The sequence below is a fragment of the Faecalispora anaeroviscerum genome (genome assembly GCF_947568225.1).
Taxonomy (GTDB): Bacteria; Bacillota; Clostridia; order Oscillospirales; family Acutalibacteraceae; genus Faecalispora; species Faecalispora anaeroviscerum.
The window spans coordinates 2,672,962-2,698,743 of record NZ_CANOOQ010000001.1 but is presented as its reverse complement, the minus strand read 5'-3'; the positions used below and the strand labels follow the sequence as shown (position 1 = coordinate 2,698,743).

The following is a 25,782-nucleotide window of genomic DNA, read 5'->3' as shown; positions in this document are numbered from 1 at the left end:
CTCCTTTCTGCCCCATTTGATTTCTTCTGTAAAACAAGAGAAAAACAACTGACCTTTGCATTTGTTCTAAAATCACAGAAGAAATTCTATTTAATATATCGAAAAAAATGAACCAAAAATTAGAAAATAATGAGAATAAATGGCATATTTTGATTCTATTTTAGAATAATAGTTATACGGTTTTGCGATAGCTGTTATAACAATTCAGGATAAGGCATGTCACTTTGCTGAAAAAGGCAGTAGATATATTTAAAAAATGCTTGTAGTATAGCCACACTTTGCTATACTGAAAATACGGTACCGTAAAAATCAAATCAAACGAGGAGATTCTTTATGGAAGGATTCACAGTAAAACAAATCGGTGTTTCCCGCGCCGATGAGCATAACTATTGGATTGAGCTGAACCCGGAGTACAGAGAGGCCATGGCCGGGCTGGAGGGCTTTGATTATCTGAATATTTTCTGGTGGTTCGACCGCTGCGACAATCCGCAGAGCAGATCGAAATTGGTGGAAGAGCAGCCTTATTCCAAGGGGCCGGCACTTTTAGGTGCTTTTGCCACCCGCTCACCGGAACGCCCAAACCCCATTGCGCTTACCTGCGCACAGGTAACGTATCTGGATATGGAAAAGGACATCGTTGGCCTTGCCTATTTTGACGCGCTGGACCAAAGCCCAATATTGGACATAAAGCCCTATACGCCCAGTCTGGATCGGGTAGAACAGCCCGGTGTTCCGGCCTGGTGCGCCCACTGGCCCCAAAATGTGGAAACCAGCGGAGAGTTTGACTGGTCTGCCGAATTCAACTTTTAAGGAAGGCGGTGCGTACCACTTTCGCGAGAAAAGCCACAGCATTTTTCTTGCCAGTAGTCTGTGTTCTCTGACTGCGCAAGCTTCTAATTGTACAGGGATAGGAATCTGATTCACAAAATAACCGAACTCGGTGAAACACGCTTACGAACAGCAAAAGACCCGCGGAAATTTCGCGGGTCTTTTCGGGCTTATTGATGCGCCGGTAGATACATAATGCGGGCGCTGATATTGCTTGAAGCTCTTCCTGTTGCCAAATCAGCATACCAGAAGAAGAGACCGGGCCACGTTTTTTGGCACCACCGTCCGCCAAACATAGAACTCTGCCATCCGTCGAACGTATTGTTCTGCTTGAAGTAGTCCCCAACAGGGCCTTCTTCCGTACCCTTCACCTCGGAAGTAAGGAACATAAAATCACATTCCTCACTGTACGCAAACGCGGAGGTAAAGCCGTTCTCCTTGCAAAGGGTAAAGCCGGTGTTGCGGTAGGGGGCTCCTTTATAGTCGTCTTGGTACTCCCCGTCGCTCCACCAAACGGCATTGATTCCGCTGCATTCAAAGTTAAGGCCGTCAACCAGCTTCCAGATATTTCCCCACAGGTTTTCTTCCCCGCGGTATGTAACCGAGGAGAAACCGTCGTCAGGGCCGCCGGAGCCGGAGGTGTTGCCAAGATGCGATGTACGACCGGTTTTTTCCGCACCGCTGCCGCCGTCGCCAACCTCCTTGTTCACCACACCTTTTCCGATTACCTTCTTCGAGTTGAAGCTTGCATATTCCACCAGCATCAACAGTTCAGTGGCATTGAGCGACAGGCAATCAATGAGCTGCCAGCCTTCCCCGCGATTGGCACTCAAAATACGCGCGTTTGCGCGGTTGAGCATCTGGCCGTTTGCACCGCTTACCGGCTTTGTGCCCGCAATGGAGGACAACGTGAGAGCCGAGCCTGGGTTAGCAGTGAAAACGCTCTCATCCTCGTAATAATACTTTGCTTTTTCCTTGTCGTAGATACCGGCTTCATATGCGCTGGAGTAAATGAAGTCGTATGTAACACCACGACGCAAGAAGCTTGGGTACACCCGAAAGCCCGGCTGTGCATACTCGCTCACCCACCAGCGGGCCCTGCGGATGTGATGCCCCTGACCTCCCTCAATCGGCTCTAAAGTAACGGGCTCCACCTTGTAGTAAAACTTGGGCTGTTCCACCATGACCTGAACAGGAGTTCCTGCCGGGTAGGTTTTTCCGTCCTTAACAATGGGAGTGTGCAGTGTGCCGGATTCTGAATACCCCTCGTCACCGTAATAGGCGACGACCGTGCCGTCGTCAGTCAGATTGCACCGCTTTCTTCCGCCATATATGCGAACGGCATCAAAATCCGCACCGGGCGTTTTCCCTACGGAAGCCCCCAGACGCTGAGCCGTGCCTGTAGTAAAATCAATGTCCACACCAAATGCGATATTGTTTTTCATAAAAATGATTGCCTCCATTTCCCATGATTTGTTTGTGCAAAGGCCCGCGGCAATTCCGCGGGCCTTTTGCTGTTAGCAGGAACGAAACGGTTACCGAATTGTGAGGAGAAGATCACCGGCACCGACGGAATTATTTTTTTCAACGCTGATTTTTTCTACAATGCCGCCTGCGGGAGCAAGCAGCTCGTTTTCCATTTTCATAACCTCCAGGAGGATCACCGGCTGGCCGGCAGTAACGGAATCTCCCTCATGTACCATAATATCTAAAATTCTTCCAGGGAAATCTGCCTTCATCATTGTTGCTTCTGCACTCATTGTCAAGACTCCTTTTCATTATAGAATAAATTTTTCACGGATGCTTCAGCTGCAAATTATTCTGACAGAAGCATCTGCATACGGGGAGTTTTCATACTCCCTGATATAAAAAACAGTGAAAGATAACCTATTTGGATAGAAAGCAAAATACCTTTACATCATTGCGGCAATGGTTTCTTCTGATTCCAGCGTACAAATATCGTACTGCGCGCTTTGGAACATCTTACTTTGCATCAGCCGCATTTGAAACGCCGCGTTGGTATCCACACCAGACACTGAAAACTCCCGGATTGCCTGCAGCATTTTCGCTGCGGCCTGTTCCCGGGTTGGGGCATAGGCAATCAGCTTAATAAGCAGGTTATCGTAATAAGGGGGAATGGAGTACCCCTCATATACAGCGGTATCGAGCCGGATTCCGTTGCCTCCCGGCAGACGGAGGTTCGTGAGCGTTCCCACAGAGGGGGCAAAGTTTTTTTCGGGCGTTTCCGCGTTGATACGGCACTCGATCGCATGCCCTCTGGGAAGCAGATCGCTCTGCCCGAAGGTCAACCTTTCCCCCCGGGCAACCCGAATCTGCCACTGAACCAAATCCACACCCCACACCAGTTCTGTAATTGGGTGCTCTACTTGAACACGAGTGTTCATCTCCATAAAATAGAAGCTGCCGTCCTGATTGAGGAGGAATTCCACTGTTCCCACGCCGGTATAGCCCACCTGGAGGGCTACACGAACAGCGGCTTCCCCCATTTTTCTGCGAATCTCGTTCGTCAAGGCCATGCTGGGAGAGGGGCATTCCTCCAAAACCTTTTGGTGCCGCCGCTGCAAGGAGCAGTCGCGTTCCCCCAGATATACCGCATTGCCGAACGAGTCCGCCAGAATCTGCACCTCTACATGCCTGGGATGCAGCAGTTTCTTCTCCAGATAAACATCCCCGCACCCAAAAAACCGCAGCGCTTCTTCCCGGGTGATGGTCAGAGCCTCCGGCAGCTGGCCCACACAATCCACCTGCCGAATCCCCCGTCCGCCGCCCCCGGCGCACGCCTTGATCAAAATCGGGTACCCTATGTCCTGCGCATACGCCTCGGCTTCCTTCAGCTCCCGTACCACGCCCGGGGAACCGGGAATCGTAGGCACACCCGCATTTTTTGCTGCGCGCTTGGCGTTGGCCTTATCCCCCATTGTGCGGATCACCTCAGCCTTTGGGCCTATAAAGCAGATTCCCTGCTGCTCGCACCGCTCGGCAAACTCCGCATTTTCACTTAGAAAGCCAACACCGGGATGCACTGCCTGGGCACCGGTTGTTTTGCACGCGGACAAAATCGCGTCGATATTCAAATAGCTTTTTGCCGACGTGGCCGGTCCCACACAGACCGACCTGTCCGCAAGTTGAACATGCATGGCGTTTTTGTCGGCCTGTGAGCAGATTGCCACCGTACCGAGCCCCAACTCGCCGCATGCCCTAAGAATTCGAACTGCAATTTCGCCCCGATTGGCGATCAAAACTTTATCGAACATTTTTTATCCCCCGCCACGCTGCCCAAAACAGCCGTTATTTCATTCGCAGAACCGGCTGGCCAAATTCTACTGCCTGCTCATTTTGCGCCAAGACTTCCGTAATCACTCCGTCGCGTTCGCTGGCAATCTCGTTCATCATTTTCATCGCTTCGATGATAAAGAGCGGATCTCCCTTTTTTACGATTTGACCCGGGCTGACCAGCGGCGGCTGATCCGGCGAGACGGAAGTATAGAACACGCCCACCAGAGGAGAGGTTACAATGCATTCCTCCTCTTTGGTACCGCTGCATTCCTCCAGCTCCTTTGCGGAATCTGGCGGTACATCGGCCTGCGCACCGGCGCTCTCCGTCGCGCCATGCTTCTTCAGGCAAATTTCTCGCCCGCCACCGTCACTCAGACGGAATTCCTGAACAGAGCTTTTCTCAAATTCGCGCATCAACTCGATCGCCTCGGGAACCTGAAGCCAATGCCCTGCCGGCTGTTCTGCCAAACGGGTATTCTGTTCCGCCTTTTCCTGATATTGTATCAAAATTTCTTGCGCTCCCTTCCTTGTCTTTTGATAGCAGTTTCCCGCATTCTCCAGTTGTTTCGGCGTGCCCTTCCAGCTCTCTCTTTAAGAATTTGCCGGGCGGCGAGTTCTTGCAAACGCATTGAGTTTCTCATAAAAGCCATGCAGCAGTTGCTGGGCCTCTTCTACGCTGACCTGCTGAAACCGGATTTTGGTGCCGGCCTGTGCCTGAGCCAACAGAGGAAGATCTGCCGTTGCCACGGTGGCAATTTTGGTATACCCGCCGGTGGTCTGCCGGTCTGCCATCAAAATAATGGGCTGACCGCTGCTGGGCACCTGAACCGCGCCCATTACAATACCGTCAGACACAATATCCGCTCCTGCCTTATGGGTGATTTCCTCACCCTCCAGGCGGTATCCCATCCGGTCATTCGCCGGGGTGACATGGTACTCCGTATTGAAAAAGCTGGCGATGCCCTCTTCGGTAAACAAGTCATCCTGCGGCCCAAGTACAGCCCTCAGAGTGATCTGTGTGGAGAATTTCGGAATCCATTCCTCACTGGCGGCCCACAGCTTTGCTTCCCCAGACGGCGCTTTCAGCGGCACCATGTCATCTCGTTTGAGCATGCGTCCCTCAAATCCGCCCATCTGCGCTTTCAGGTTGGTGGATTTACTGCCCATAATAACTGGAACATCCATTCCTCCGGCAAACGCGATATAAGCGCGGCAGCCGCTCTGAATGGGAGAAAACGACAGGCGATCTCCCTCTTTGACCGAGATAGTCTGCCACATAGGCACAGGCTGATCGTTGAGCTTCGGCTGCATCACGGCGCCGGTTACCGCGATTCGTGTGCTGCACTGGAATTCAAAAATTGGACCCATGAGGGTCACCTCCAGCACCGCTTCCTCCTGCGGGTTATCCACAAGAATATTGGCGGCACGGTGGCTGTAACTGTCCATTACGCCCGACACCGAAATACCGGACTGCAAAAAGCCGAACCGGCCCGCGTCCTGAACGGTAGTCAAGGCGCCCGGTGAAATCACTTTTACTGCGTTCATTCCTTCGCCTCCTTTTTGGGGTACAGGCGATACTGATACCTGCCCTCTGCCACCTGCTGTTCAATCTCAGCATATTCCTGTTCGCTGACGGGAACAAATTTCAGGTAATCCCCGGTACGATACAGGATGGGAGGATTGCGCTGCGGATCGTACAGCAGAATCGGTGTACGACCGATCAGCTGCCAGCCCCCGGGGCTGGCGAGCGGATAAATACCCGTCTGCTGCCCTGCAATGCCGACCGAGCCACTGTTGATTTTGGTGCGGGGTGTTTTCAGGCGCGGTGTTGCAATGCGCTCATCCATTCCACCCAGATAAGGGAAGCCTGGGGCAAAGCCCAGCATGTAAATCAAATATTCCCGCGAGGAGTGAATCCGAATGACTTCGTCGCGGCTCAGCCCGCTGTGCTGGCATACAAAATCCAGATCTGGGCCGCAATCTCCGCCGTAAAGCGTAGGGATTTCCATCACATTAGGCTTTGGCAGCTCCATTTTCTCAAGGTTGCCCTCCAGATTCTGCAGTGCTTCCAGCATTTCGCGGTATGGCGTTACCAGCGGATTATATTGAACCAGCAACGAACGGTAAGTAGGGGTCAAAGATACGATTCCCGGAAGCGCAGCCTTTTCAATTGCCAGATACATTCCGCGGACCCGTTCATTGATCTGCGGGGAGATTTCATTGCCGAACTCGACAACCAGCGCCGAATCCCCCGCGATGAGATATTTCGTCTGCGAATACATAAAATTCCTCCTGTCAGATTAAAACAAGCTGCCCAACCCTACGACAGCAAAATACGCGAACAAAATTGCTGAAACGATTCCGGTAATCGTCAGCCAAATCGGATGGTGGTAGTCTTCGCCCACAATGTCCTTTCGGTATGCGGCAACCAGGCTAATCACCAGAGCCAGCGGCAGAACAAGCGCATTCAGGGCGCCTGCGATAATCAGCAGCGTGGCAGGCTTGCCAAGCAGCAGCATAATCAGCATGGAGCAGGTAATAAAGGCAATTGTTACCGCCTTGTTGTGATTGGCTACCGTCTTGCTCAAGGATTTGACAAAGGAAAGCGAGGTATAAGATGCACCGATAATCGAAGTGATTCCGGCGAAGAACAGCAGCAAACCGAAAAGACGGTAGCAGAACTCGCCGCCGCCCTGCAAGAAGGCATCAGCCGCCGGATTGGAGGGGTCGAGCGAAACGCCTTTCGATACTACGCCCAACACCAGCAGGAACAGGAAAAACCGGCTGAAAGCTGCGATTCCGAGACCGCCGCAGGCACTGTTCACAATTCTTTTCTCATTTTCTTTTCCCACAACGCCACCGTCAATCAAACGGTGTGCGCCGGCAAAGGTGATATAACCGCCGACTGTGCCGCCGACCAGAGTGAGAATGGAGGGAAACAGAGCGGGAACTCCAGTGCTGGGCGCGAAAGTTTCTTTCAGCGCCATGCCCACGGGAGGCTGAACGATAATCATTACCACCAGAATTATGGTGATTTTCAGAATACTAAGAATTTTCGCGATATTATCCACAGCAAGCTGCGCATTTTTCACGGAAAAGACAATGACCGCGATGATGCCGGCTGTAACATAACCGGCCCGAAGATCTAGCCCCAACATGGCGTTCAGGCCAAGAGCCGCACCGCCGACGTTACCAATGTTAAATACCAGCCCGCCCGCAAACACCAGCAGAGCCAGGAAATACCCAAGACCCGGAAGAAGCTTATTTGCCACATCCTGCGCGCGCATATTGGCTACGCACAGAACACGCCAGACATTGATCTGTACCACGACCGACAGAAGAAGCGAAGTGATAATGACAAATCCGAAGCTCCCATGAAAATCGTTGACAAATTTCGCGGTCTGAGTCAGAAAACCCGGCCCCATGGCTGAGGCCGCCATCAAAAATACGCCGCCTATTGCTTGACTGCGCTTGCTTTTGGTTGTTGTTTCAGCGCCCATTACAAATCCTCCTAAATTATCCCAACATTATCTTTCAGTACAGGCCCGCAGATCAGCAATTTCGATTCCCTCTTTGGTCAGACTTTCGCGAATATGCTTCACAAATTCAACCGCCTCAGCGTTGTCGCCGTGTACACAAATCGACTGAGGACGGAGCGAAATCTGTTCGCCGGTGATTGCAGTTACCACATTGTCTTTTGCCATGCCGATAATCCGGCGCACGCATTCCTCCACATCGTGGATCACCGCACCGGGAGTTCCTCTGGCCACCAGGCTGCCATCCGCATTATAAGCACGGTCCGCAAACACCTCGCTGGCACAGGTTAAACCAACCTCTTGCGCGGCATCGAGCATTTTGCTGCCGGAAAGGCCCAGGAAGATCAGTTTGGGGTCTACCTCGTGAACCGCTTCGGCCAGCGCCATTGCCAGCTTCATATCTTTGGCGGCCATGTTGTACAGCGCACCGTGCGGCTTTACGTGGGCAAGCGGTACTCCGCTGGAAACACAGAACGCGTTCAGTGCGCCGATCTGGTATTTCAGGTAAGCCTTAGCCTCTGCGGGGGAGATGGTCATATTCCGGCGGCCAAAGCCCATCAGATCGGGAAATCCCGGGTGAGCCCCGATGCTGACACCCCTCTCTTTCGCCAGCTGAACCGTATGCTCCATCACGCAGGGATCACCCGCGTGGAAACCACACCCGACGTTTGCCGAAGAGATATACGCGATAACCTCTTCGTCACGACCAATGGTATAAGCACCGAAGCTTTCGCCTAAATCACAGTTCAAATCAATTCTGCTCATTTTTCTTTCTCCTTTTCTAAAAATTTTATGTATTAAGACCTCTGCTGCTAATATGTTATAGCAATAAGTGTGCCAACCTGTTATTTGGCGTATTTTTCTGTATTTTCGTACAAACCAGGTCCTTTTTTGCAAAAAATAAAAAAAGACCGTGCGAATTCGCACGGTCAACCTGTTCAATTTTGCACAATGTGCGATTTTGAACTGTTATAGTCAATTCACTTGAAAAGAGAATTGATCGAAATGCAGAGATTGCTTCTCCCGCCTACGGCGAGAGAAGCAATCAACAGCTTTTTTAAAGTGCAATGACTGCATACTCATTTCATCTGATCACAGACCCCGGGTTCTTCCTCTGCCTGCGGCGAATGAAGAAATCGATGTTCTCTCATGCAGCTCTCTTTTAAGTGAATTGGTTCTACTGCTCCAACCGGCGGCGCAGGGAAAACCGGCTGTACCCCAAAAGCTTTGCCGCCTGAGAATAATTGTCCCCAGTAATTTTCAAAGCCTTGTCAATATAGGCCTTTTCCAGCCGCTCCAGCTCCTTCTGCAAATCAATTGGGTGGCTTAAGTCCTGCATCGGCCAAAATTCTCCGCTAGGCGGCAGAGAAACGGCCGAAGCACCGCTCTCTTCCAGCAGTTGACCGGTATGCTCCAGAACATCGCCATCACAAAACAGCACGGCGCGCTCCAGTACATTGCGAAGCTCCCGCACATTCCCTTTCCAGGAATACTCCTTCAGCGTCTGCAAAAAGGCAGGAGAAATCTGCCGGATGTTTTTGCCCAGCTTCTGATTGAAAAAGTCGAGATAATATTGGCACAGCGGCTCAATATCCTCCGTCCTCTCGCGCAGCGGCGCGAGATAAAGCTGCACAACGTTCAGCCGGAAAAACAGATCTGCTCGAAAGGTTTTTTCTTCTATTGCCTGCTCCAACGGCCGGTTAGTCGCGGCGATTACCCGGACGTTGACTTCTACGTCACTCAGCCCGCCCACCCGGCGGAATTTGCGGTCCTCCAGAAAGGTGAGGAGCTTTGCCTGCATTGCCAGAGGCATATCTCCGATTTCATCCAGGAACACAGTGCCCTCGTTGGCCAGCTCAAACAGACCCTTTTTGCGAACCGCCGCCCCGGTAAACGCACCTTTTTCGTGCCCGAACAGCTCACTTTCAAACAGGCTTTCCGGCACGGCGCTGCAGTTGATCTTCACCAGCGGAAAATTCCGGCGCGCGCTTTTCTGGTGGATCTGCGCCACCACTACGCCTTTACCGCTGCCGGTTTCACCGCGCACCAGCAAATCTACATTATCCTTGGCGCTGAGCAGCTCCACCTGCTTTTTGATCTGCCGCATCTGCGGGCTTACCCCAATGAGATCGGGCGGCCCGCCGGAAGAAAGCAGCTCCAGCTTACGGCGGCTTTTCAGCTGATCGAGCGCGCGGCGAATGACAATATCGATGGCGTCAATATCGAAGGGCTTCTGCACATAATCGTAAGCCCCGCGGTGAATCGCCTGCACCGCCTGCGAAATCGAGCTGTAAGCCGTAATAATGATGATTTGAATATCCTCGTCCAGCTTTTTGATTGTTTCAATATATTCTATGCCCAGCACGTTCCCCAGCCGGTTGTCCAGCATTACTACGTCGGGCTTAAACTCCTCTGCCATCCGCAGGCCTTCCTCGATGGTTTCTGCCTCTTGTGTCTGGTAGCCCAGGTCTGTCAAACCCTCCCGCAGCGAGATGCGAATGAGGTACTCGTCATCAACGATCAGTATTTTATTTTGCATCAGCACATTTCCTTTCTTCCGCTCTACCGGCGGAAGGTGATCTTGGCCCTTGTCCCCTGCCCAGGCTCGCTTTCCATGTGAAAAGCGGCATCGTTTTGCCGCAGAAGCTGCGACACAATCGAAAGGCCCATCCCTCCGTCCCGGTTTTTCTCCTCCAGCCTTTCCGGCGGCATCCCCGGCCCGTCATCAATAATCCACAGACAAACGCAGTCCTCCTGCACACTGGCCTTCATCAAAATCTCCCCGCCGCTTTTCATTGCCTTGATGCTGTTATTGATCAGGTTAATCAGCACCTGCTTCATCGCGCTTTTATCCGCGTACAAAAGAATTTCCTTCGGGGCCTCGCACAGCAGACGAATATGGCTGTTTTCTGCAATTTTGGAATACAGCAGAAGAATTTCCTCAAACAGCTCCGCCACGGGAATCAGGTCTTTTTTCAGCTCTCTTTTTCGGCTCAAGCTGCACAGATTCTCTACCAGCAGATTGATGCGGTCCACCTCGCCGACTATAGTTTCGCACAGAACACGGTCGTTATCCTGCGTTACATGGCGCTCCACAACCTGTACTCCCACTCGGATTCCCGCCAGTGGGTTACGGATTTCGTGCGCAAGCTCCGCAGCCAGTTTTCCGGTATAGATCAGCTTTTCGTCCTGTACCGCCTGCTCCTCCATCATCTTGCGGTAGGTAATATCGTCCACGGTACAGAGTATGCCCCACGATTTTTGGTTTTCGTCCATCAGCCGCCATACGCCAAGCTCCACATCCAGCCGGTGGTTCTGCTCATCCGTCAGCTGAATTGGGTCGTAAATTACCTTTTGATTTTCAAGACATTCCTCCAGCAGGGCCGACAGCGTTTTGCCTTCACTGAGGTATTCTGTCCTTGCCAGCAAATTCTGCGCGCGGCTGTTGCTCAGCAGAATATTCTGCTCCTGGTCGTAAGCGATGACGGCCAGCGGCAGACTCTCCACGATCGTTTGATTCAGATTTTTTTCACGGCGCAGATCGGCCATATAGTGCTGAAGATTCCGCAGCATTCCCTGAAACGCCCGGGCCAGCTGCCCCAGCTCGTCGCCGCGATTGGTAAACTCTACATCCACCCCCCACGGATTCTGCGGCTGCTCGCTGACAGTGCGGCAGGCGTAGCTCAGGCGACGAATCGGCGTTGAAATATTATCTGCAATTAAAATACTGGCCTGAAGCACCAAAATTAACTGAGCAATGATGGCCAGCACCGTGTACTTCTGTTCGTGCAGCAATTCGGTTGTAAACACCTGCTGATCAATCGTGTATGATATATTCCAGCCAAGCGGATTGTCATTGCTGGAATACAGAACCTTAGCCTGACCTGCAGGACGCAGCCCGCCGATATACGTCCCGTCCCGATCCTCAACCAGAATGTGGAACTGCGGAAGCTCCTTGTACTTTTCCCTGAGCTGCTGCACCTCTCCCGTTCGTACGGAATAATCGATATCGAATTCCATCAGGGAGATGCTGCTCTGTGCCAACATCTGTTCCTTGGCAAGCTTTGTGTTTTTACTTGTATCATACAAAATAACACCGAACATTGCGGTGGAAACCACCCCAAGCACAAGGAAAGGAATCAATATTTTTCGCTCAATATCAAAGATCGCCCGGCGTCGCATCCGCAGTTCCCCCCTTCCATGTCAGACGGGATACGAGGAAATATCCCAATGCAGACAGAATCGTTCCCGGAAACGCCGGATGCACCGGCAGAATCTGACTATAATACAGCGGGTAAAAAACCGCGATGGCCAGGAGCCCTACAATCAGCGCCGCCCAGGCACCCTGACGCGTCGCCTTTGGGTACAAAAACGCGCCATACAGCGTGGGGAAAAAGATTACTCCAAAAATTCCCCAGATATCGCCGCCGTAAGACAGTAAACTGGCCGGAGGATGCGTGGAAAACAGCAGAGACAAGGTACCGCCGATCAGTACCCCAAGCCGCGTCAGCAGAATCGTTGTGTATTCCCGCGGCGGCTTAGGGCATAGAGGGCGAATTACATCATAGGCAAAGGAAGTGGAAAACAACAGAAGCTGAGAATTTGCGGTGGAAACGCACGCTCCCAGAATTGCAAACAGGAATAATGTATTAAGGGGCGTAAACAGTCGGTCGTTCAGAACATACACCACCACATCATCCGCATTGGAAACAGCGGCCAGCGACGGGAACAGCACACGCATCCCCAAGCCAATCGTTAAAAGAGCAAAATAGAAAATGGCCAGGTAGCACAGCGCGCTGCGCACGGTGTTGCGGGCGGTACGCTTGTCCCTCGCGGAAATCATGCGAATCATATACTGGGGATTCGTCGCCAGCCCCAGGCCCCACCCAAAGAACATGGTGGTACTCATGCGTGGGGTGAAACGCTCCCCATCAAATAGCCGGAATAAATCCCCCGGCTGATTGACCGAGGTGCTGCCACTGTGCGCAAAGCCCGAAACCTCCCCCGCGCGGCGGAACAGCTCGAACAGGCCGCCTGACTGCCCCACCACCAGAAAATACACAGAAACAGTGCCGAGAGTAAGCAATACAATATGAGCCACATCAATTCGGGTCACGGCCCGGTACCCTCCAAAGGTGGAATACAGGATAAACAGATAGATCATCAGCGTCGCCACATTGTACGGAATATTAAACAGGCCGGACGCCACAAGCCCGAAGCCTTTAATATGAATGATGATATACAGCGTATAGGTCACCATCATCACCAGCGCGAACAGAATCTGAAGCCATTTGGAGCCATATTTTTTGCCGATCAGCTCAGGGATCGTCAGCACATCGTAATCATACAAACGGCCGCTGATCAGATACAGCAAAAAGGCCCCAAAAAACCAAGGCACAACCGAATACAGCAGCGGGGCCAGCCCGCTTTCAAACACATTCCCGGTAAAACCCAGTATTGTTGCGGCGGAAATCCATGTTCCGATAAAGGTCAATGTGCTGCGAAACAGGCTCAGTTGCCGGTTCCCCAAGTAAAAATGCCGCAGAGTATTCTGCTGCTGTGTTCTGCTTTTCCCCACGACTACAAGGACCATGGAATACAGGGCAAAACACCCTAGATAAAGAATCTCCTTATCAAAATTCACCGCTTTTGCCCCCTTTGCTTTTGATTGAAAGCTCCGCCGAAAAAGCCTGATTCTTCCGTTAGAATTATCAGATGCTTTTTATATTAGCATATTATCTAAAAAAAGCAACGCAGGTCTTTCAATATTGTTTTCAAAAACAAAAGCTGTTTCAAGAGGAAGTAACGCCAATTTAGCTTAGCCGATGATATAACACCAGATTGGGATCGTCACCATAGAAAGCAGCGTGGTCAGCACAACGCATTTTGTCGCAAAGGGCGCGTCGCTGTTGTACCGTGCGGCAAAAATCGCCGCCGTCGCACCCGCCGGCATCCCCGTCATAATCACCGCAACACCCGTTGCGGTGGGCTCCAGCCCAAACAGCCAGCCGAAGGCCAAGGCAATCATCGGCAGCAAGACCAGGCGAAGCACACTGAACTGGAGTGTGGTTTTGTTCACTATAGTCTTAATGTTGACATCAGCCAGTATGGTCCCGATGATAAACATGGTGATGGCGGAGTTGCAGTTTCCAATATTTTTAATGGAGGAAACAAGAAGGGCAGGCAGTTGAATCTGTGTCATCATCAGAAACAGACCAATATAGACCGCCACAAGGCACGGGTGCGTGAGGATATTGCGGATGACCTTTTTCCGGTCTGTGGAACCCGCCACGAAATAAGACGTTCCGGCTGACCACATGACAACCCGCATCGGGATTAAAAAGATTGACGCGTACAGCAGCCCCAGGTTACCGTAAACACCCTCGGCAATCGGGTTCCCCAAAAAGCCGCCGTTCGATACGATTGTGCAGTATTGCAGCACCTTTTTCTGCTGCTCATTATAATGGTTGAACAGAAACCGGTTCAAAAAAACGCACAGCAGCTGCAGTAAAACACCAACAATCAGCAGTACGCTGCACGCTTTGAGCACGGAAGCATCAAAGGCGATCAGGCACGATTTAATAATATTGCAAGGAATGATAATGCTTACGCACAGATCGGTAAGGCACTTTTTTCCGGGCTCGTCAATAATCCCGCGGCGTTTCAGCACAATGCCGGCCAGGATCATTATAAACAGGTTCCCCTGCAAATTAAACAGGTCGATAACTTCCATATGTATTCACAGCCTCTCTTTCATAAAAGCAAATCGGTATGTGTCGGTATGTAAAACATTTTTTCAATTCTTTCTCTGTCTTCGACGGGAAAGAACCGGCGGTTTTAAATGCTTTTACTGTATATTGAAAGTATAGAAGAAAAACAGCTTATTGTATAACTGTTATTTTTGATATATAATACAGTATAAATACTGTAATTTTTCAGGAGGGCGGCAGTTGAACTTTTTAAGCATGACTTATTTTACAACGACAGCCAGAGAACGGAGCTTTACCAAAGCCGCCGACCAGCTGCATATTACCCAGCAAACACTAAGCGCTCATATTGCCGTGGTGGAACGCGAGCTGGGGTGCCAGCTGTTCCTTCGGCACAGCCCGTTGAAGCTTACCTACGCCGGAGAGGTCTTTTTGCAGTACGCTCTGGATTTTCAGCGAAAATACCGTTCCATGGAGCAGGAGTTTAGCGACATTTCTCAAAACCAGAAGGGCGTTCTGCGCGTGGGCATTGCATACACTCGGGGCCGCGCCATTATGCCGGCGCTGATCAACGAATACCAGAAAATCCACCCCCAGATTACCGTACAGGTAGTGGAAGCCAAAAACGACGAATTACAGCAAAACCTGCTCAAGGCCGAAATTGATCTGGCAATTGCCAATTTCACCAGCCGGATGCCGGGTGTGGAGCTGATGGATTTTTACGAAGAAGAGGTTATTCTGCTAATTGCGGAACAGCTTCTGCGCCGGATTTACGGGGAGAAAACAGACGCTGTGATCCAAAAAATTCAGTCCGAACAGGATCTGTCTGTTCTTTCCAATTGTCCTTTCTTGTTCAACAGCCGGGAGGACATCGCTGGAAAAATCGGCCGTCATCTGATCGCGCAGGCGGATTTTATTCCCTCTGTAAAAGCGCAGGCCAGGAACATCGAAACACTTTTGGATCTCTGCGCAAGAGGCCTGGGCGCCTGCTTCTGCCCCGAAAAATTAGTCCGCACCGCCCTTTCCGAAAACGAGATCTCCAGCTTGAGGGTCTTTCACTTCAGCGATTCTACGCGGTATCAAATCCGATTTGGGTGGCTCAAGCAGGCATATCAATGGAGTACAATCTCGAGCTTTACGGAGCTGGCGCTCCGGTTAATTTGATAAAAACACTATAAATGAAGATTTTTATGCTGAACGGCGCTTTCAGTACTAAAAAAGCGCCGTTCAGCCAAGTTTTCTGCCCCCAAAATTCGTGGGGAACGAGTTTTTATTTTTATTATAACCGCACAAAAAAAGTTGCAGTGCTTTCCAAATCGCAAATTTTGATATTGAATCCCGTAATATACAAACGAATATACACCATTTTTCCTGTGCTGTACAATCAAAATACGGTTTTATCCCGTGTGTCTTGTATGATAAAATATAAACTAATATAGGGCATACCCCTCCAATAGGAAATACAAACGGCAAGCAAAGAAGTTGGCTGAATCAGTCACTGCTTTGTTTGCCGTTTTTCATTTCCCATCCAAACACAGACTGGTACTGTTTTTCCCCACAAGCAACACTGCCCCCCCTTCGCCCAGATATTTGGAATGTATGCAGCGGGCATTCTCTGTTGCATACTGAATTTTCATTTTACATGCAAAAACAGCATATTCTTTTTTTGCTTTACATTTAAAAATTGGAGAAGGCCTTCCTTGACATCATTTTAAAAACGTAGTACTGTATTAAATAATAAATTCATATATGATTAAAATGAATAAAAGTCAAAGCCTTTTTAAAAATCTTTCTTTTCAGCTTTAGGACAGTCGCCGCTTTCTCCCAAAGGAAACCCGCAAGGAAGTTTTCCGCACAAAATCCGCATCGATTATCGCTCCTAGGCTCTTCTGCAGGCCGAAGCGACCCGGAACTCCGAATTTTCCCCAAAAATTTTCATTTTGGGGAGAAATGCCGGAAATTACAAGTATATGCCTGTGAATATCAAGGCAAAAACTGCTTGATTTCCTTGTTTTATCTGATAGAATGGGACTCAGAAATTGGAACTTGTTCCAATTTAGCCAACTCCGCGCAGTTCAGATCAAACAACAGCGGCAAACAAAGGCGTTGGCTGAACCAGCAATCTCTTTGTCTGCCGCTCTCTGATTTGTTAAAAAATGCGTTGGCCGAGCTTCGTTTTCGTGACAGAAATGAACTGCTGCATGGAGCGTGAAACAACCGCACGGTCCAAATAGCAGATGGCCAGACTGCGGCGGGTGTCTCTCTCGTTGATGGGGTAAATCCCCAGCAATTCTTCTGCGGAGGTTTGCCGCGTCAGATCCTGCAGCATCCCCGTAGGCGACAGGGTGATTCCCATACCAGCCCGGCAAAAGGCGATGGCCGTCTCCAAAAAATCTGTTTCCGTCACAATACGGGGGCTGATCTGATGGATCCGGAACAGCTCGTTGCAAGAGTCACGAACACTGCCCGTTCGCGGGAGAATGAAAGGACATTCCTTCAGAAGCTCGATCTCCGCAGAGCGGGAAAGTGCAAGCGCAACCTCCTGCGCATCGTCGTGAAATACATTCTCTAAAGAGGTCATCGGCGCATAAATGCTGATCGTTTCTTCTAGCACGGGTACCACCACTGTATTATTTGGGTACGGTGGCCGCGTCATGATCATATCGACCTTGTGCTTTTGCAGCAGTTCACTTAAATCTGAAAAATTTCTCTCGTAAAGCTCCAGCTTTACATAAGGACACTTTTTCATCAAATCCGGGAAGATTTGCGGCAGCAGGGTTCGAGCATAGGAGGATGCGATCCCGATACGCAGGTTCTGGCACTCCCCTTCAGAGAAATTCCACATTTCCTGTTCGAGCTGGCGGTGCAGAAACAAAAGCTCATCCGTGCGTTTATACAGCTGTTCCCCAGCCGCCGTCAGCGTAAGCGGACGCGTGCGTTCGAACAGAATCACGCCCAGATCCGCTTCCATCTGCGCAATGTGGGCACTCAGGGTCTGTTGCGAAATGTAAAGCTGCTTTGCCGCAGAAGAAAAACTGCGGGAATCGGCAACCACCATGAAATAGCGAAGCTGTAAAAAGCTGATCACAGTGCTCCCTCCTTTTTATTGTTGTATTTTAGCATAACCTCAGCACGTTTGACAACCCAATGCCTCCGCCCGGGTCGGCGGCACCGGGCGATTGAATGCAGATAAAATTTTGGAGAAAGAAAGGTTGTTTAATCAATGGCTTGGACGAAACGCGATCGTTTTCGTGCTGTGATGAACGGGGAACTGGCTGACCGTGTACCGGTTACCGCATACCGTCATCACACAGAATTTGAACACAGCGGGCCGCGCGTAATGGCGGATAAGCTGCTCGAGTTCCAGCGGGAATACGACTGGGATGTGATGAAGATTAACCCCCGTGCTGTTTACTACTATGAGGCGTGGGGAAACGAGTACGACTACGACCACTACAACGACGTGGTTCCCACGCGTACCAAAACGCTGATTCACGATTACCGCGACCTGGAAAAGGTTCTGGTACTACCGGGGGATCAGGGCGTATTTGCGGAGCAGCTGGATATGTGCCGGATGATCGTGCAGGACAGCGGCGGTGATGTACCCATCATCCAATCGGCGTTTACACCGATCGGCATTCTTCTGAACCTATGCGGCATGCGTAGTGTCGGACGCTACCGTCCCTCCCCCAGAGAGGAAAGTCCTCTCATTGAGCTGTGCCTTGATCACCCCGATGAGGTGAAGCGTGCGCTGAAAAATATAGCGGAAACGATGGCAGATTACTGCTCAAAGCTGATTACCACCGGGATTGACGGCGTATTCTTTGCATGCCTTGGCATGGCGCGTACCGGTTATTTTACAATGGAAGAGTGGAAAGAATTCGTCGAGCCGTATGATCTGATGGTTCTGGATGCCCTGAAAGGTTCTCAGATCATCATTCACACCTGCGGGATTCAAGGCAACCCGGAACGCTTTACCTCATGGCCGATCGACATGATCCACTGGGCCTCCAGCGCAACCGGCTGCCCGCCGATTGCGGGAAGCAAATCGTGGCTGAACGGCAAAATTGCGATGGGCGGCGTGGACGAACGTCCCTTTGGCCAGAACAAGGCCGAAGAGATCGGTCAGCTTGCCCGAACCACCCTGCAGAAAATGAAGGATCAGCCGTTCCTGCTGGCACCGGACTGTTCTGTTTCCGTACACACTCAGGATGACGAGCTGCGCGTATTCCGCGCCACCGTAGAAGAATCTCTGCGCTGAGCGGCGCACAGCAAAAGTTAAAGAGAGGATTGTGATTTCAGATGACCTATCTTCACGCCAGCAGAGCGATCACCGGCGACGGAAAAACAGTCTTGAGCCCCGCATGGATCGGCTTTGACGGAAAATTCATCACCTACGTAGATTCTCAAAAGCCCGGCGACGCCACACCGGAAAACACCGAGGAATTTGACGCCTCCGTCACCCTGACCCCCGGCCTGATGAACATTCACGACCATATCAGCCGCAAATCGCTACGTTTCCCAACACCCGGCAAAACCTTCGGCGAATGCGCCACCAAGCTAATGGCCAACGATCAGCCTTACCTGATTCTGCACAGCTACGTCAACATGCTCAGCTACCTCAAAGACGAAGGCATTACCTATGTGCGCGACCAGGGCCTGACCGGCTACACCTGCATCAATCTGCGGCAGGCGATCAACGAAGGGCTTGTCATGGGGCCATATATCAGCACATGCGGCATGTCCCTGAGCATTACCGGCGGCCATTGTTACCGCCAGAGCATGGAATGCGACGGCCCTGATGCGGTACGCCGCGCCGTGCGCATCCAGTGCAACAAGGGCGCCGATATTATTAAATTTATGGGCAGTGGGGGGCTGGAGCATTTTCCGGAGGAGGACCCCAGCATTCCGCAGTTCACACTCGAGGAACTCCGCGCCGGCGCCGATGCTGCGCACGATCTGGGTCGGGACTGCGCGATCCACGCCTATTCCAACGAGGGAATCCGCCGCGCAGTGTTCGCCGGAATCGACCATATTGAACACGGCTGCATGATGAGCGAGGACCTGATTGAAGAGATGGCCAAGCGCAGAACCCACCTGAACCCAACCATGACGGGAATCCGTGGGGCGGCAAAGGCCGGCCCCAACGCAAAATACTGGGATATGCTCCAAGAGCGCGTGTTCAGCAAGCAAGAACAGGGCATGCGCTGGGCCAAGGCGGCAGGCATTCTGATCGGCGCGGGCACCGACACCGCCGGCACGCTCCGTGACGAAATTGCCATGATCGCGGATACACTCGGTGAAGGCTCGGTCGAGGCAATCGGCCGCGCGACCGGTACGAACGCAAAGATCGCGAAGCGCGACGACATGGGTCTTCTGGAGGTTGGACGCATTGCAAATATCGCGGCGTTTGACGGCGACCTGACAAAAAGTCTGGATGGCCTCGCCCATGTGACACAGACCTGGAAGGACGGAATCCCCTGCAAGTAACCGTTACATGCAAATCCGGAGGAAGGAAGAAACAGCAATGATGCAGGAAGACCTGATCAGACGGGCCGAGCAGCGAGTGGACGAGCTGGCCCCCGAAATACTTACGATCAGCCATACTATATTTGAAAATCCGGAATTGGCGTTTCAGGAGTTCCAATCCGCGAGGCTTCTAGAGGACACTATAAAGGCACATGGCTTTTCATCGGTTCGCGGAACCGGGGAACTGCAAACGGCCATCCGGGCGGAGCATAAGCCGCGGAGCGATACACTGAACATTGCGTTTATTTCGGAATTCGACGCCTTGCCGAACGGGCACGCCTGCGGCCACAATCTGATCGCGGCCTCCGGCGTTTGGGCGGCCATCGTGTTCGATGAGCTGGTATGCCAGTGCGATCTGCCCGCAAATAGCATTTTCCTCGGCACGCCCGCGGAAGAAGGCGGTGGCGGCAAGATTAAGATGCTCGACGCCGGGATGTTCGACGGCATCGACTACGCCATGATGATTCACCCCTGTGACTCCACCATGGTGGAGGATTGGTCTCTGGCCGGGCAGACGATCACCTTCCGTTTTCACGGGCGCAGCGCCCACTGTGCCGCCAGCCCGTGGCTCGGCGCGAACGCGCTGGCCGCCGCCATGGAAACGGTGAACATGGTTAACGCCTGGCGAAGCCAGTTCCGCGATTACAGCCGGGTATTTCCCAATATTACCCATGGCGGAGAAGCGACTAATGTGATACCGGATTTTGCAGAATTGAAGTATAATGTACGCAGCGACGACGTCAATTATCATCAGGAGCTGATCGCTATTGTGGAAAACTGTGCCGAGTGTGCCGCAAAAGCGTTTGGCGTAACGGTAGAATCCGAAAAAACCTTTGCCTACGAGCCAGTGCAAAATAACAAAACGCTCGAAAAGCATATGGCGGCCGCATTTGGGCACCTGGGCGAAACCGTCATCCCGCGCTACCGCGACCACGGAATCGGCAGCACGGATATGGGCAACGTCACCCAGCGCCTGCCGGCGATTCACGGGCATTTGTTCCTGGCCAAGGAAAACACCCACACCGCCGCATTCCGGGAGGCCGCGGGCGGCGTGCCGGGGAATATCTACGTGATCAAGGCGGTCAAGGCCATGGTGCTCACCGCCATCGGTCTGATTACCGATCAGCAGGTTTTGAACAGTATGCAGTAGCCTCCCAATTTCCCCATCCTTCCTGTCGCTGTGCGGCAGCATGCAATACAGTCTATTCGCCTAGAAAACCTGCCATAAAAGCGGAAATTTTCCTCCCCGCCTTCGGCAGGGAAGGAAATCGGTAGGCTTTTTAAGGTGAATTATGATATTAGCAAGAAAAGAAAAAGGAGAAATGTTATGAAACGGATTTTAGCCATGCTCTTAACCTGTGTGATGCTCCTCGGCACCACCGCCTGCGGCAGCTCCTCCACCGCAAGCGGGGCGTCCGGCGCGGCCACCGCATCGGAATCCAGCAAAGGAAAAACAGATCTGATCATCGCAACAGCCGCCGAAGCGGTCACGCTTGATCCTCAGGGCGGCTGGGACGGCAATTCCCTGTATGTTATGCGTCAGCTGTATAACGGCCTTGTAAAACTGAACGACAAAATGGAGATCGTGGGCGATCTGGCGGAAAGCTGGAAATCCACCTCTGATACCTCCGTTACCTTTCAGCTGAAGCACGGCGTCAAGTTCCACAATGGCGACGAAATGAAGGCCAGCGATGTGGTTTACAGCATTGAACGTGCGCAGAAAAGTGCCAAAGTAAAGTCCTTTACAGCTAACATTGCCTCTGTTACTGCGAACGATGATTACACAGTTACCATCAAAACGAGCATTCCCTATGCCCCGCTGATGTCTAACCTGTGTCATACGGCCAATTCCATTGTAAGCCAGAAGGCGGCGGAAGCAGCCGGGGATAAGTTCTCCGCTTCTCCGGTCGGCACTGGCCCGTTCAAGTTTGTAAAATGGGATTCCGGCGATAAGATTGTTTTGGAGAAAAACGCAGATTATTTCGGCGGCACGGTAAAACCCACCTCTCTCACCTTTAAGCTGATGAGCGAGGGTTCCGCCCGCACCATCGCACTGGAAACCGGCGAAGTTGACCTGAACCTGAATGTGGCAGCTTCCGATGCTACCAGAATCAGCAAGGAAGACAGTGCGAAACTTGTCAACAGCATGAGCCCCAAGATTGAATATGTTTCCTTTAACCAGAAGGAAAAGCCCTTTGACAACTCCCTGGTCCGTCAGGCGATCAACTACGCGATTGACCGCAAATCCCTCAATACAGTTGCAACTGCCGGCTACGGTGAGGTGACTGACTCCGTTATGAACAAGCAAATCAACGGCTATACCGACGATGTTACCCATTACGACTACAATCCGGCAAAAGCCAAGGAACTGCTTAAACAGGCCGGCTACGAAAAAGGCTTTGAAACCACCATCCTTGTTTCCGGCGATACCCGCAACACCGAGGCCCAGCTGATTCAGGCAAACCTAGCCGAAGTGGGGATCACCGTTACCATCAGCATGGCAGAATCCACCGCCATGCTTGAGCAGATCAACAACGGCGACTACAAAATGTTTATCATGAGCTACAACAACACCACAGGCGACCCCGACACCAGCCTGTACATGCTGTTCAACTCCAAGGTTCCTGCTTCCTCGGGCAACCGTTCGTTTACGAATATCCCCGAAGTAGACCAGAAGCTGGAGGCCGCCCGTACGGAGACAAACTCCGAAGCAAGGCTGAAGATTTATGCGGAGCTCCAGAAAACACTGACCGAAAAGGCAGTTTGGGTTCCGCTCTACTGCGTGCCGAATCTGGTTGGCATTCGCAGCGGTCTTTCTGGCTACACCCCGCACCCGCTGGGCAACGATGTGTTTGATCAGCTTTCCTATGAGTAAGGACTTTCCCCCTGAGAAGTCCTGTTGAAATAGCAAGAGTCCGAGTGGGGCGCTGCTGCAAGTCTGCTTGCCGGCAGCGCCTGCTTGGAAATCGGGCGCTGTGCGATTTTGCGGAGCCAAAAGCCGCATCAGCCAAAACACACATATGGATCAAAACAAAAGTGAGGGAGTGCCGTGCATAAGTATATTTTCAAGCGCATCCTGATGATGATCCCTGTTGTCATCGGTGTATCGCTTATGGTTTTCATGGTTTTAAAAATGACTCCGGGTGACCCCGCACGTGTTGTAGCCGGATCGGAAGCGGACGAAGCAACCGTCATGCAGATTCGGGAGGAGCTAGGGCTGAACAAACCGGTATTGCAGCAGTATGTGGACTATATGGCCGGCATGCTGCACGGCGACATGGGCAACAGCTACACCACCGGCAAGCCTGTATTTTCAGAGATTCTTTCCCGCATGCCCACCACCTTCACCCTGGCATTTGCCGGTGTTCTGGTGGCTGTGCTGATCGGAATACCGCTGGGAATTATCTCGGCGACAAAACAGTATTCCGTATTGGATAATATCAGCACCCTGCTGGCTTTGACGGGCGTAGCGATGCCAAACTTCTGGCTGGGCCTGATGCTGATTCTGGTATTCGCCCTGCAGCTGGGCTGGCTGCCCAGTGGAGGCGTAACCTCGTGGCAGGGTTACATACTGCCCGCGGTTACCCTGGGCGTGGGCGCGACAGCGAACTTTATGCGCACTACGCGCTCGAGCATGCTCGAGGTGATCCGGCAGGACTACATCCGCACCGTGCGCGCGAAGGGCGCAAACGAAAAACGGGTGATCCTTCACCACGCCCTGCGCAACGCGCTGATTCCCGTCATCACAGTCATCGGTTTGCAGATCGGCACGCTGCTGGGCGGCGCGGTGGTCAATGAAACCGTGTTCTCGCTGCCAGGCGTCGGCATGCTGATGATCAATTCCATCAATAAAAAAGACGAGCCCGTCGTGCTGGGGTGTCTGATCACCTTTGCCATCGTGTTCAGTCTTGTGAATCTGTTCGTCGATATTCTGTACGCATATATTGATCCCCGGATCAAATCCCAGTACCGCTGAAAGGAGGGCTGAGCATGAAAGAATCCACTGCCGCGGCTGCCGCCGAAAAAGAGCAGTCCAGAAAGCGCAAGCGCAGCCAGATGACAGAAATCTGGCGCAGAATGCGGCGCAACAAGCTGGCGATGGTCGGTCTTGTGATCGTTTCCATTTTAATTGTTGTCGCACTTTTCGCGAGCCAGATTGCCGACTACAATACCATAGCCATCAAGCAGAATGTTGTCGAGCGCCTGCAGGGCCCCAGCGCCGAGCACTGGGCCGGAACTGATGAGTTCGGGCGCGACATCTTCGCACGACTGGTGCACGGCGCCAGAATCAGCCTTCTGGTCGGCGTTGTCGCCGTCTGCATTGCATTGATCACGGGCGGAACGCTCGGAGCGATCGCCGGTTACTTTGGCGGCACAGTTGACAACGTCATCATGCGGATCATGGATATTTTCCTGTCGATCCCGATTCTGCTGCTGGCCATCATGATTGTAGCCGCGATGGGCTCGAGCATGACCAACCTGATGATCGCCATCGGCCTAGCCAGTATGCCTACGTTCGCACGAATCGTGCGCGCCTCCGTCCTGAGCGTGAAGGACCAGGAGTTTGTGGAGGCCGCGAGAGCCATCGGCGCGAAAAACAACCACATCATTCTCCGCCACATTATGCCGAACTGTCTTTCCCCCATCATTGTTCAGGCAACACTGCGCGTGGCGACCGCGATTCTCTCCACCGCTTCGCTGAGCTTTATTTCCCTCGGCATTCAGGCGCCCGCCCCCGAATGGGGCGCCATGCTGGCCAGCGGACGTGCCTATATCCGCGACGCGCCCCATATTGTCATTATCCCCGGCCTGCTAATTATGATCACGATCCTGGCGCTGAACCTTCTAGGTGACGGCCTGCGCGACGCACTGGATCCGAAGCTCAAACGTTAAAGAGGTATTGTCATGAACAATAACAACACATTACTGGATATTCAGAATCTGAGCGTTGAGTTCCGCACCGACGACGGCGTTGTGAAGGCGGTAAACGAGATGAGCCTTCAGATTGAACGCGGCAAAACGCTCGGCCTGGTTGGTGAAACCGGCGCCGGCAAAACGACCACCGCACTCTCCATCCTGCGCCTGATTCCGGACCCGCCCGGCATTATCACAAACGGGAGCATCACGCTCGACGGCGAGGATATTCTGTCCGCAAGCAAACACCAGCTGGAGAAAATGCGCGGCAGCCTTGTCAGCATGATCTTTCAGGACCCGATGACCAGCCTGAACCCGGTGCTGCCCGTAGGCGAACAGATCGCGGAAGTTTATATTCTTCATGAGCACATCAGCCGGCAGGAGGCCGCGAAAAAGGCGGGCGAAATGCTTGAGCTGGTCGGCATCCCCGCTTCCCGCGGGCGCGACTATCCCCACCAGTTTTCCGGCGGGATGAAGCAGCGCGTCGTCATCGCCATGGCGCTGGCGTGCAACCCGAAGCTGTTGATTGCCGATGAGCCCACCACGGCGCTGGATGTGACCATTCAGGCCCAGGTTTTGAAGCTGATGAAGGAGCTGAAAGCCAAGTACGACATGTCGATGCTGATGATCACGCACGATCTGGGCATTGTGGCCGAGGTCTGCGACGAGGTTTCTGTGGTCTATGCCGGCCGGGTGGTGGAGCACGGCACGCTGGAGGATATTTATGAGCACACAGCGCACCCATATACGGAGGGATTGTTCCACTCCATTCCGAACATTGACGCCCGTGCGCACCGTTTGATCCCGATCCCCGGCCTGATGCCCGACCCGACCGATCTGCCGCCCGGGTGTCCCTTTGCTCCTCGCTGCAGCTACGCGGTGGAGGAGTGCAGCAAGGCCCTGCCCGCCAAAACACAGCTGAGCGACACGCATTATGTTTACTGCATTCTGCGCCAGAAGGAGGAATAAAG

General features: G+C 52.3%; 22 protein-coding genes. 9 read left to right on the top strand and 13 right to left on the bottom strand.

Going from position 1 to position 25,782, the window contains the following annotated elements; genetic code table 11:
• Positions 1–333 precede the first annotated feature (333 nt).
• On the top strand, positions 334–810 hold the full coding sequence (locus tag QOS46_RS13195) for an SAM-dependent methyltransferase (protein ID WP_283610429.1): 477 nt from the start codon (positions 334–336) through the stop codon (positions 808–810).
• A 188-nt stretch (positions 811–998) separates the two neighbouring features.
• On the opposite strand, the gene QOS46_RS13190 is transcribed toward QOS46_RS13195, so the two are convergent.
• From QOS46_RS13190 to QOS46_RS13135, 12 genes are all read right to left on the bottom strand, one after another.
• Positions 999–2,273, bottom strand: a complete 1,275-nt coding sequence (locus QOS46_RS13190) for a hypothetical protein (RefSeq protein ID WP_283610428.1) — start codon at positions 2,271–2,273, stop codon at positions 999–1,001.
• A 90-nt stretch (positions 2,274–2,363) separates the two neighbouring features.
• Positions 2,364–2,588, bottom strand: a complete 225-nt coding sequence (locus tag QOS46_RS13185; RefSeq protein ID WP_283610426.1) for an acetyl-CoA carboxylase biotin carboxyl carrier protein subunit — start codon at positions 2,586–2,588, stop codon at positions 2,364–2,366.
• A 153-nt stretch (positions 2,589–2,741) separates the two neighbouring features.
• Positions 2,742–4,103: an acetyl-CoA carboxylase biotin carboxylase subunit gene (accC, locus tag QOS46_RS13180; RefSeq protein WP_283610424.1), complete on the bottom strand. Its 1,362-nt coding sequence runs from the start codon at positions 4,101–4,103 to the stop codon at positions 2,742–2,744.
• A 34-nt stretch (positions 4,104–4,137) separates the two neighbouring features.
• Positions 4,138–4,632, bottom strand: a complete 495-nt coding sequence (locus QOS46_RS13175) for an acetyl-CoA carboxylase biotin carboxyl carrier protein (protein WP_283610422.1) — start codon at positions 4,630–4,632, stop codon at positions 4,138–4,140.
• A gap of 84 nt (positions 4,633–4,716) precedes the next feature.
• A complete protein-coding gene (locus QOS46_RS13170) occupies positions 4,717–5,670 on the bottom strand; it encodes a 5-oxoprolinase subunit C family protein (protein WP_283610421.1) in 954 nt (317 codons plus the stop codon).
• Positions 5,667–6,407: a 5-oxoprolinase subunit PxpB gene (gene pxpB, locus QOS46_RS13165; protein ID WP_283610419.1), complete on the bottom strand. Its 741-nt coding sequence runs from the start codon at positions 6,405–6,407 to the stop codon at positions 5,667–5,669. The genes QOS46_RS13170 and pxpB overlap by 4 nt, the downstream gene beginning before the upstream one ends.
• An 18-nt stretch (positions 6,408–6,425) precedes the next feature.
• Positions 6,426–7,625, bottom strand: a complete 1,200-nt coding sequence (locus QOS46_RS13160; RefSeq protein WP_283610418.1) for an NRAMP family divalent metal transporter — start codon at positions 7,623–7,625, stop codon at positions 6,426–6,428.
• A gap of 27 nt (positions 7,626–7,652) precedes the next feature.
• Positions 7,653–8,426, bottom strand: a complete 774-nt coding sequence (locus tag QOS46_RS13155; RefSeq protein ID WP_283610416.1) for a LamB/YcsF family protein — start codon at positions 8,424–8,426, stop codon at positions 7,653–7,655.
• Positions 8,427–8,838: 412 nt separating this feature from the next.
• Entirely contained in the window at positions 8,839–10,200 is a 1,362-nt protein-coding gene (locus QOS46_RS13150) for a sigma-54-dependent transcriptional regulator (RefSeq protein WP_283610414.1), read from the bottom strand.
• A 23-nt stretch (positions 10,201–10,223) separates the two neighbouring features.
• A complete protein-coding gene (locus tag QOS46_RS13145) occupies positions 10,224–11,843 on the bottom strand; it encodes a sensor histidine kinase (RefSeq protein ID WP_283610412.1) in 1,620 nt (539 codons plus the stop codon).
• Positions 11,821–13,305 (bottom strand): sodium:solute symporter family protein, encoded by a 1,485-nt coding sequence (locus tag QOS46_RS13140; protein WP_283610410.1) that lies wholly within the window; start codon positions 13,303–13,305, stop codon positions 11,821–11,823. The genes QOS46_RS13145 and QOS46_RS13140 overlap by 23 nt, the downstream gene beginning before the upstream one ends.
• Positions 13,306–13,479: 174 nt before the next feature.
• Entirely contained in the window at positions 13,480–14,394 is a 915-nt protein-coding gene (locus QOS46_RS13135; protein ID WP_283610408.1) for an AEC family transporter, read from the bottom strand.
• Positions 14,395–14,611: 217 nt separating this feature from the next.
• On the opposite strand from QOS46_RS13135, the gene QOS46_RS13130 reads away from it, so the two are divergent.
• A complete protein-coding gene (locus QOS46_RS13130; protein ID WP_283610406.1) occupies positions 14,612–15,532 on the top strand; it encodes a LysR family transcriptional regulator in 921 nt (306 codons plus the stop codon).
• A gap of 985 nt (positions 15,533–16,517) precedes the next feature.
• Here the strand turns inward: QOS46_RS13130 and QOS46_RS13125 are convergent.
• Entirely contained in the window at positions 16,518–17,456 is a 939-nt protein-coding gene (locus tag QOS46_RS13125) for a LysR family transcriptional regulator (RefSeq protein ID WP_283610404.1), read from the bottom strand.
• A 135-nt stretch (positions 17,457–17,591) separates the two neighbouring features.
• On the opposite strand from QOS46_RS13125, the gene QOS46_RS13120 reads away from it, so the two are divergent.
• The 7 genes from QOS46_RS13120 (at position 17,592) to QOS46_RS13090 (ending at position 25,780) form a co-directional block, all read left to right on the top strand.
• Positions 17,592–18,629, top strand: coding sequence for a uroporphyrinogen decarboxylase family protein (locus tag QOS46_RS13120; RefSeq protein WP_283610403.1), 1,038 nt, complete (start codon positions 17,592–17,594; stop codon positions 18,627–18,629).
• Positions 18,630–18,670: 41 nt separating this feature from the next.
• Entirely contained in the window at positions 18,671–19,858 is a 1,188-nt protein-coding gene (locus tag QOS46_RS13115) for an amidohydrolase family protein (protein WP_283610401.1), read from the top strand.
• A 37-nt stretch (positions 19,859–19,895) separates the two neighbouring features.
• Positions 19,896–21,047, top strand: a complete 1,152-nt coding sequence (locus tag QOS46_RS13110; protein ID WP_283610400.1) for a M20 family metallopeptidase — start codon at positions 19,896–19,898, stop codon at positions 21,045–21,047.
• 177 nt (positions 21,048–21,224) lie between these two features.
• On the top strand, positions 21,225–22,772 hold the full coding sequence (locus QOS46_RS13105) for an ABC transporter substrate-binding protein (protein WP_283610398.1): 1,548 nt from the start codon (positions 21,225–21,227) through the stop codon (positions 22,770–22,772).
• A 174-nt stretch (positions 22,773–22,946) separates the two neighbouring features.
• Entirely contained in the window at positions 22,947–23,873 is a 927-nt protein-coding gene (gene nikB / locus QOS46_RS13100; protein WP_283610397.1) for a nickel ABC transporter permease, read from the top strand.
• Positions 23,874–23,887: 14 nt separating this feature from the next.
• On the top strand, positions 23,888–24,790 hold the full coding sequence (locus QOS46_RS13095; RefSeq protein WP_283610395.1) for an ABC transporter permease: 903 nt from the start codon (positions 23,888–23,890) through the stop codon (positions 24,788–24,790).
• Between the two features lie 12 nt (positions 24,791–24,802).
• A complete protein-coding gene (locus QOS46_RS13090; protein WP_283610392.1) occupies positions 24,803–25,780 on the top strand; it encodes an ABC transporter ATP-binding protein in 978 nt (325 codons plus the stop codon).
• Positions 25,781–25,782 lie beyond the last annotated feature (2 nt).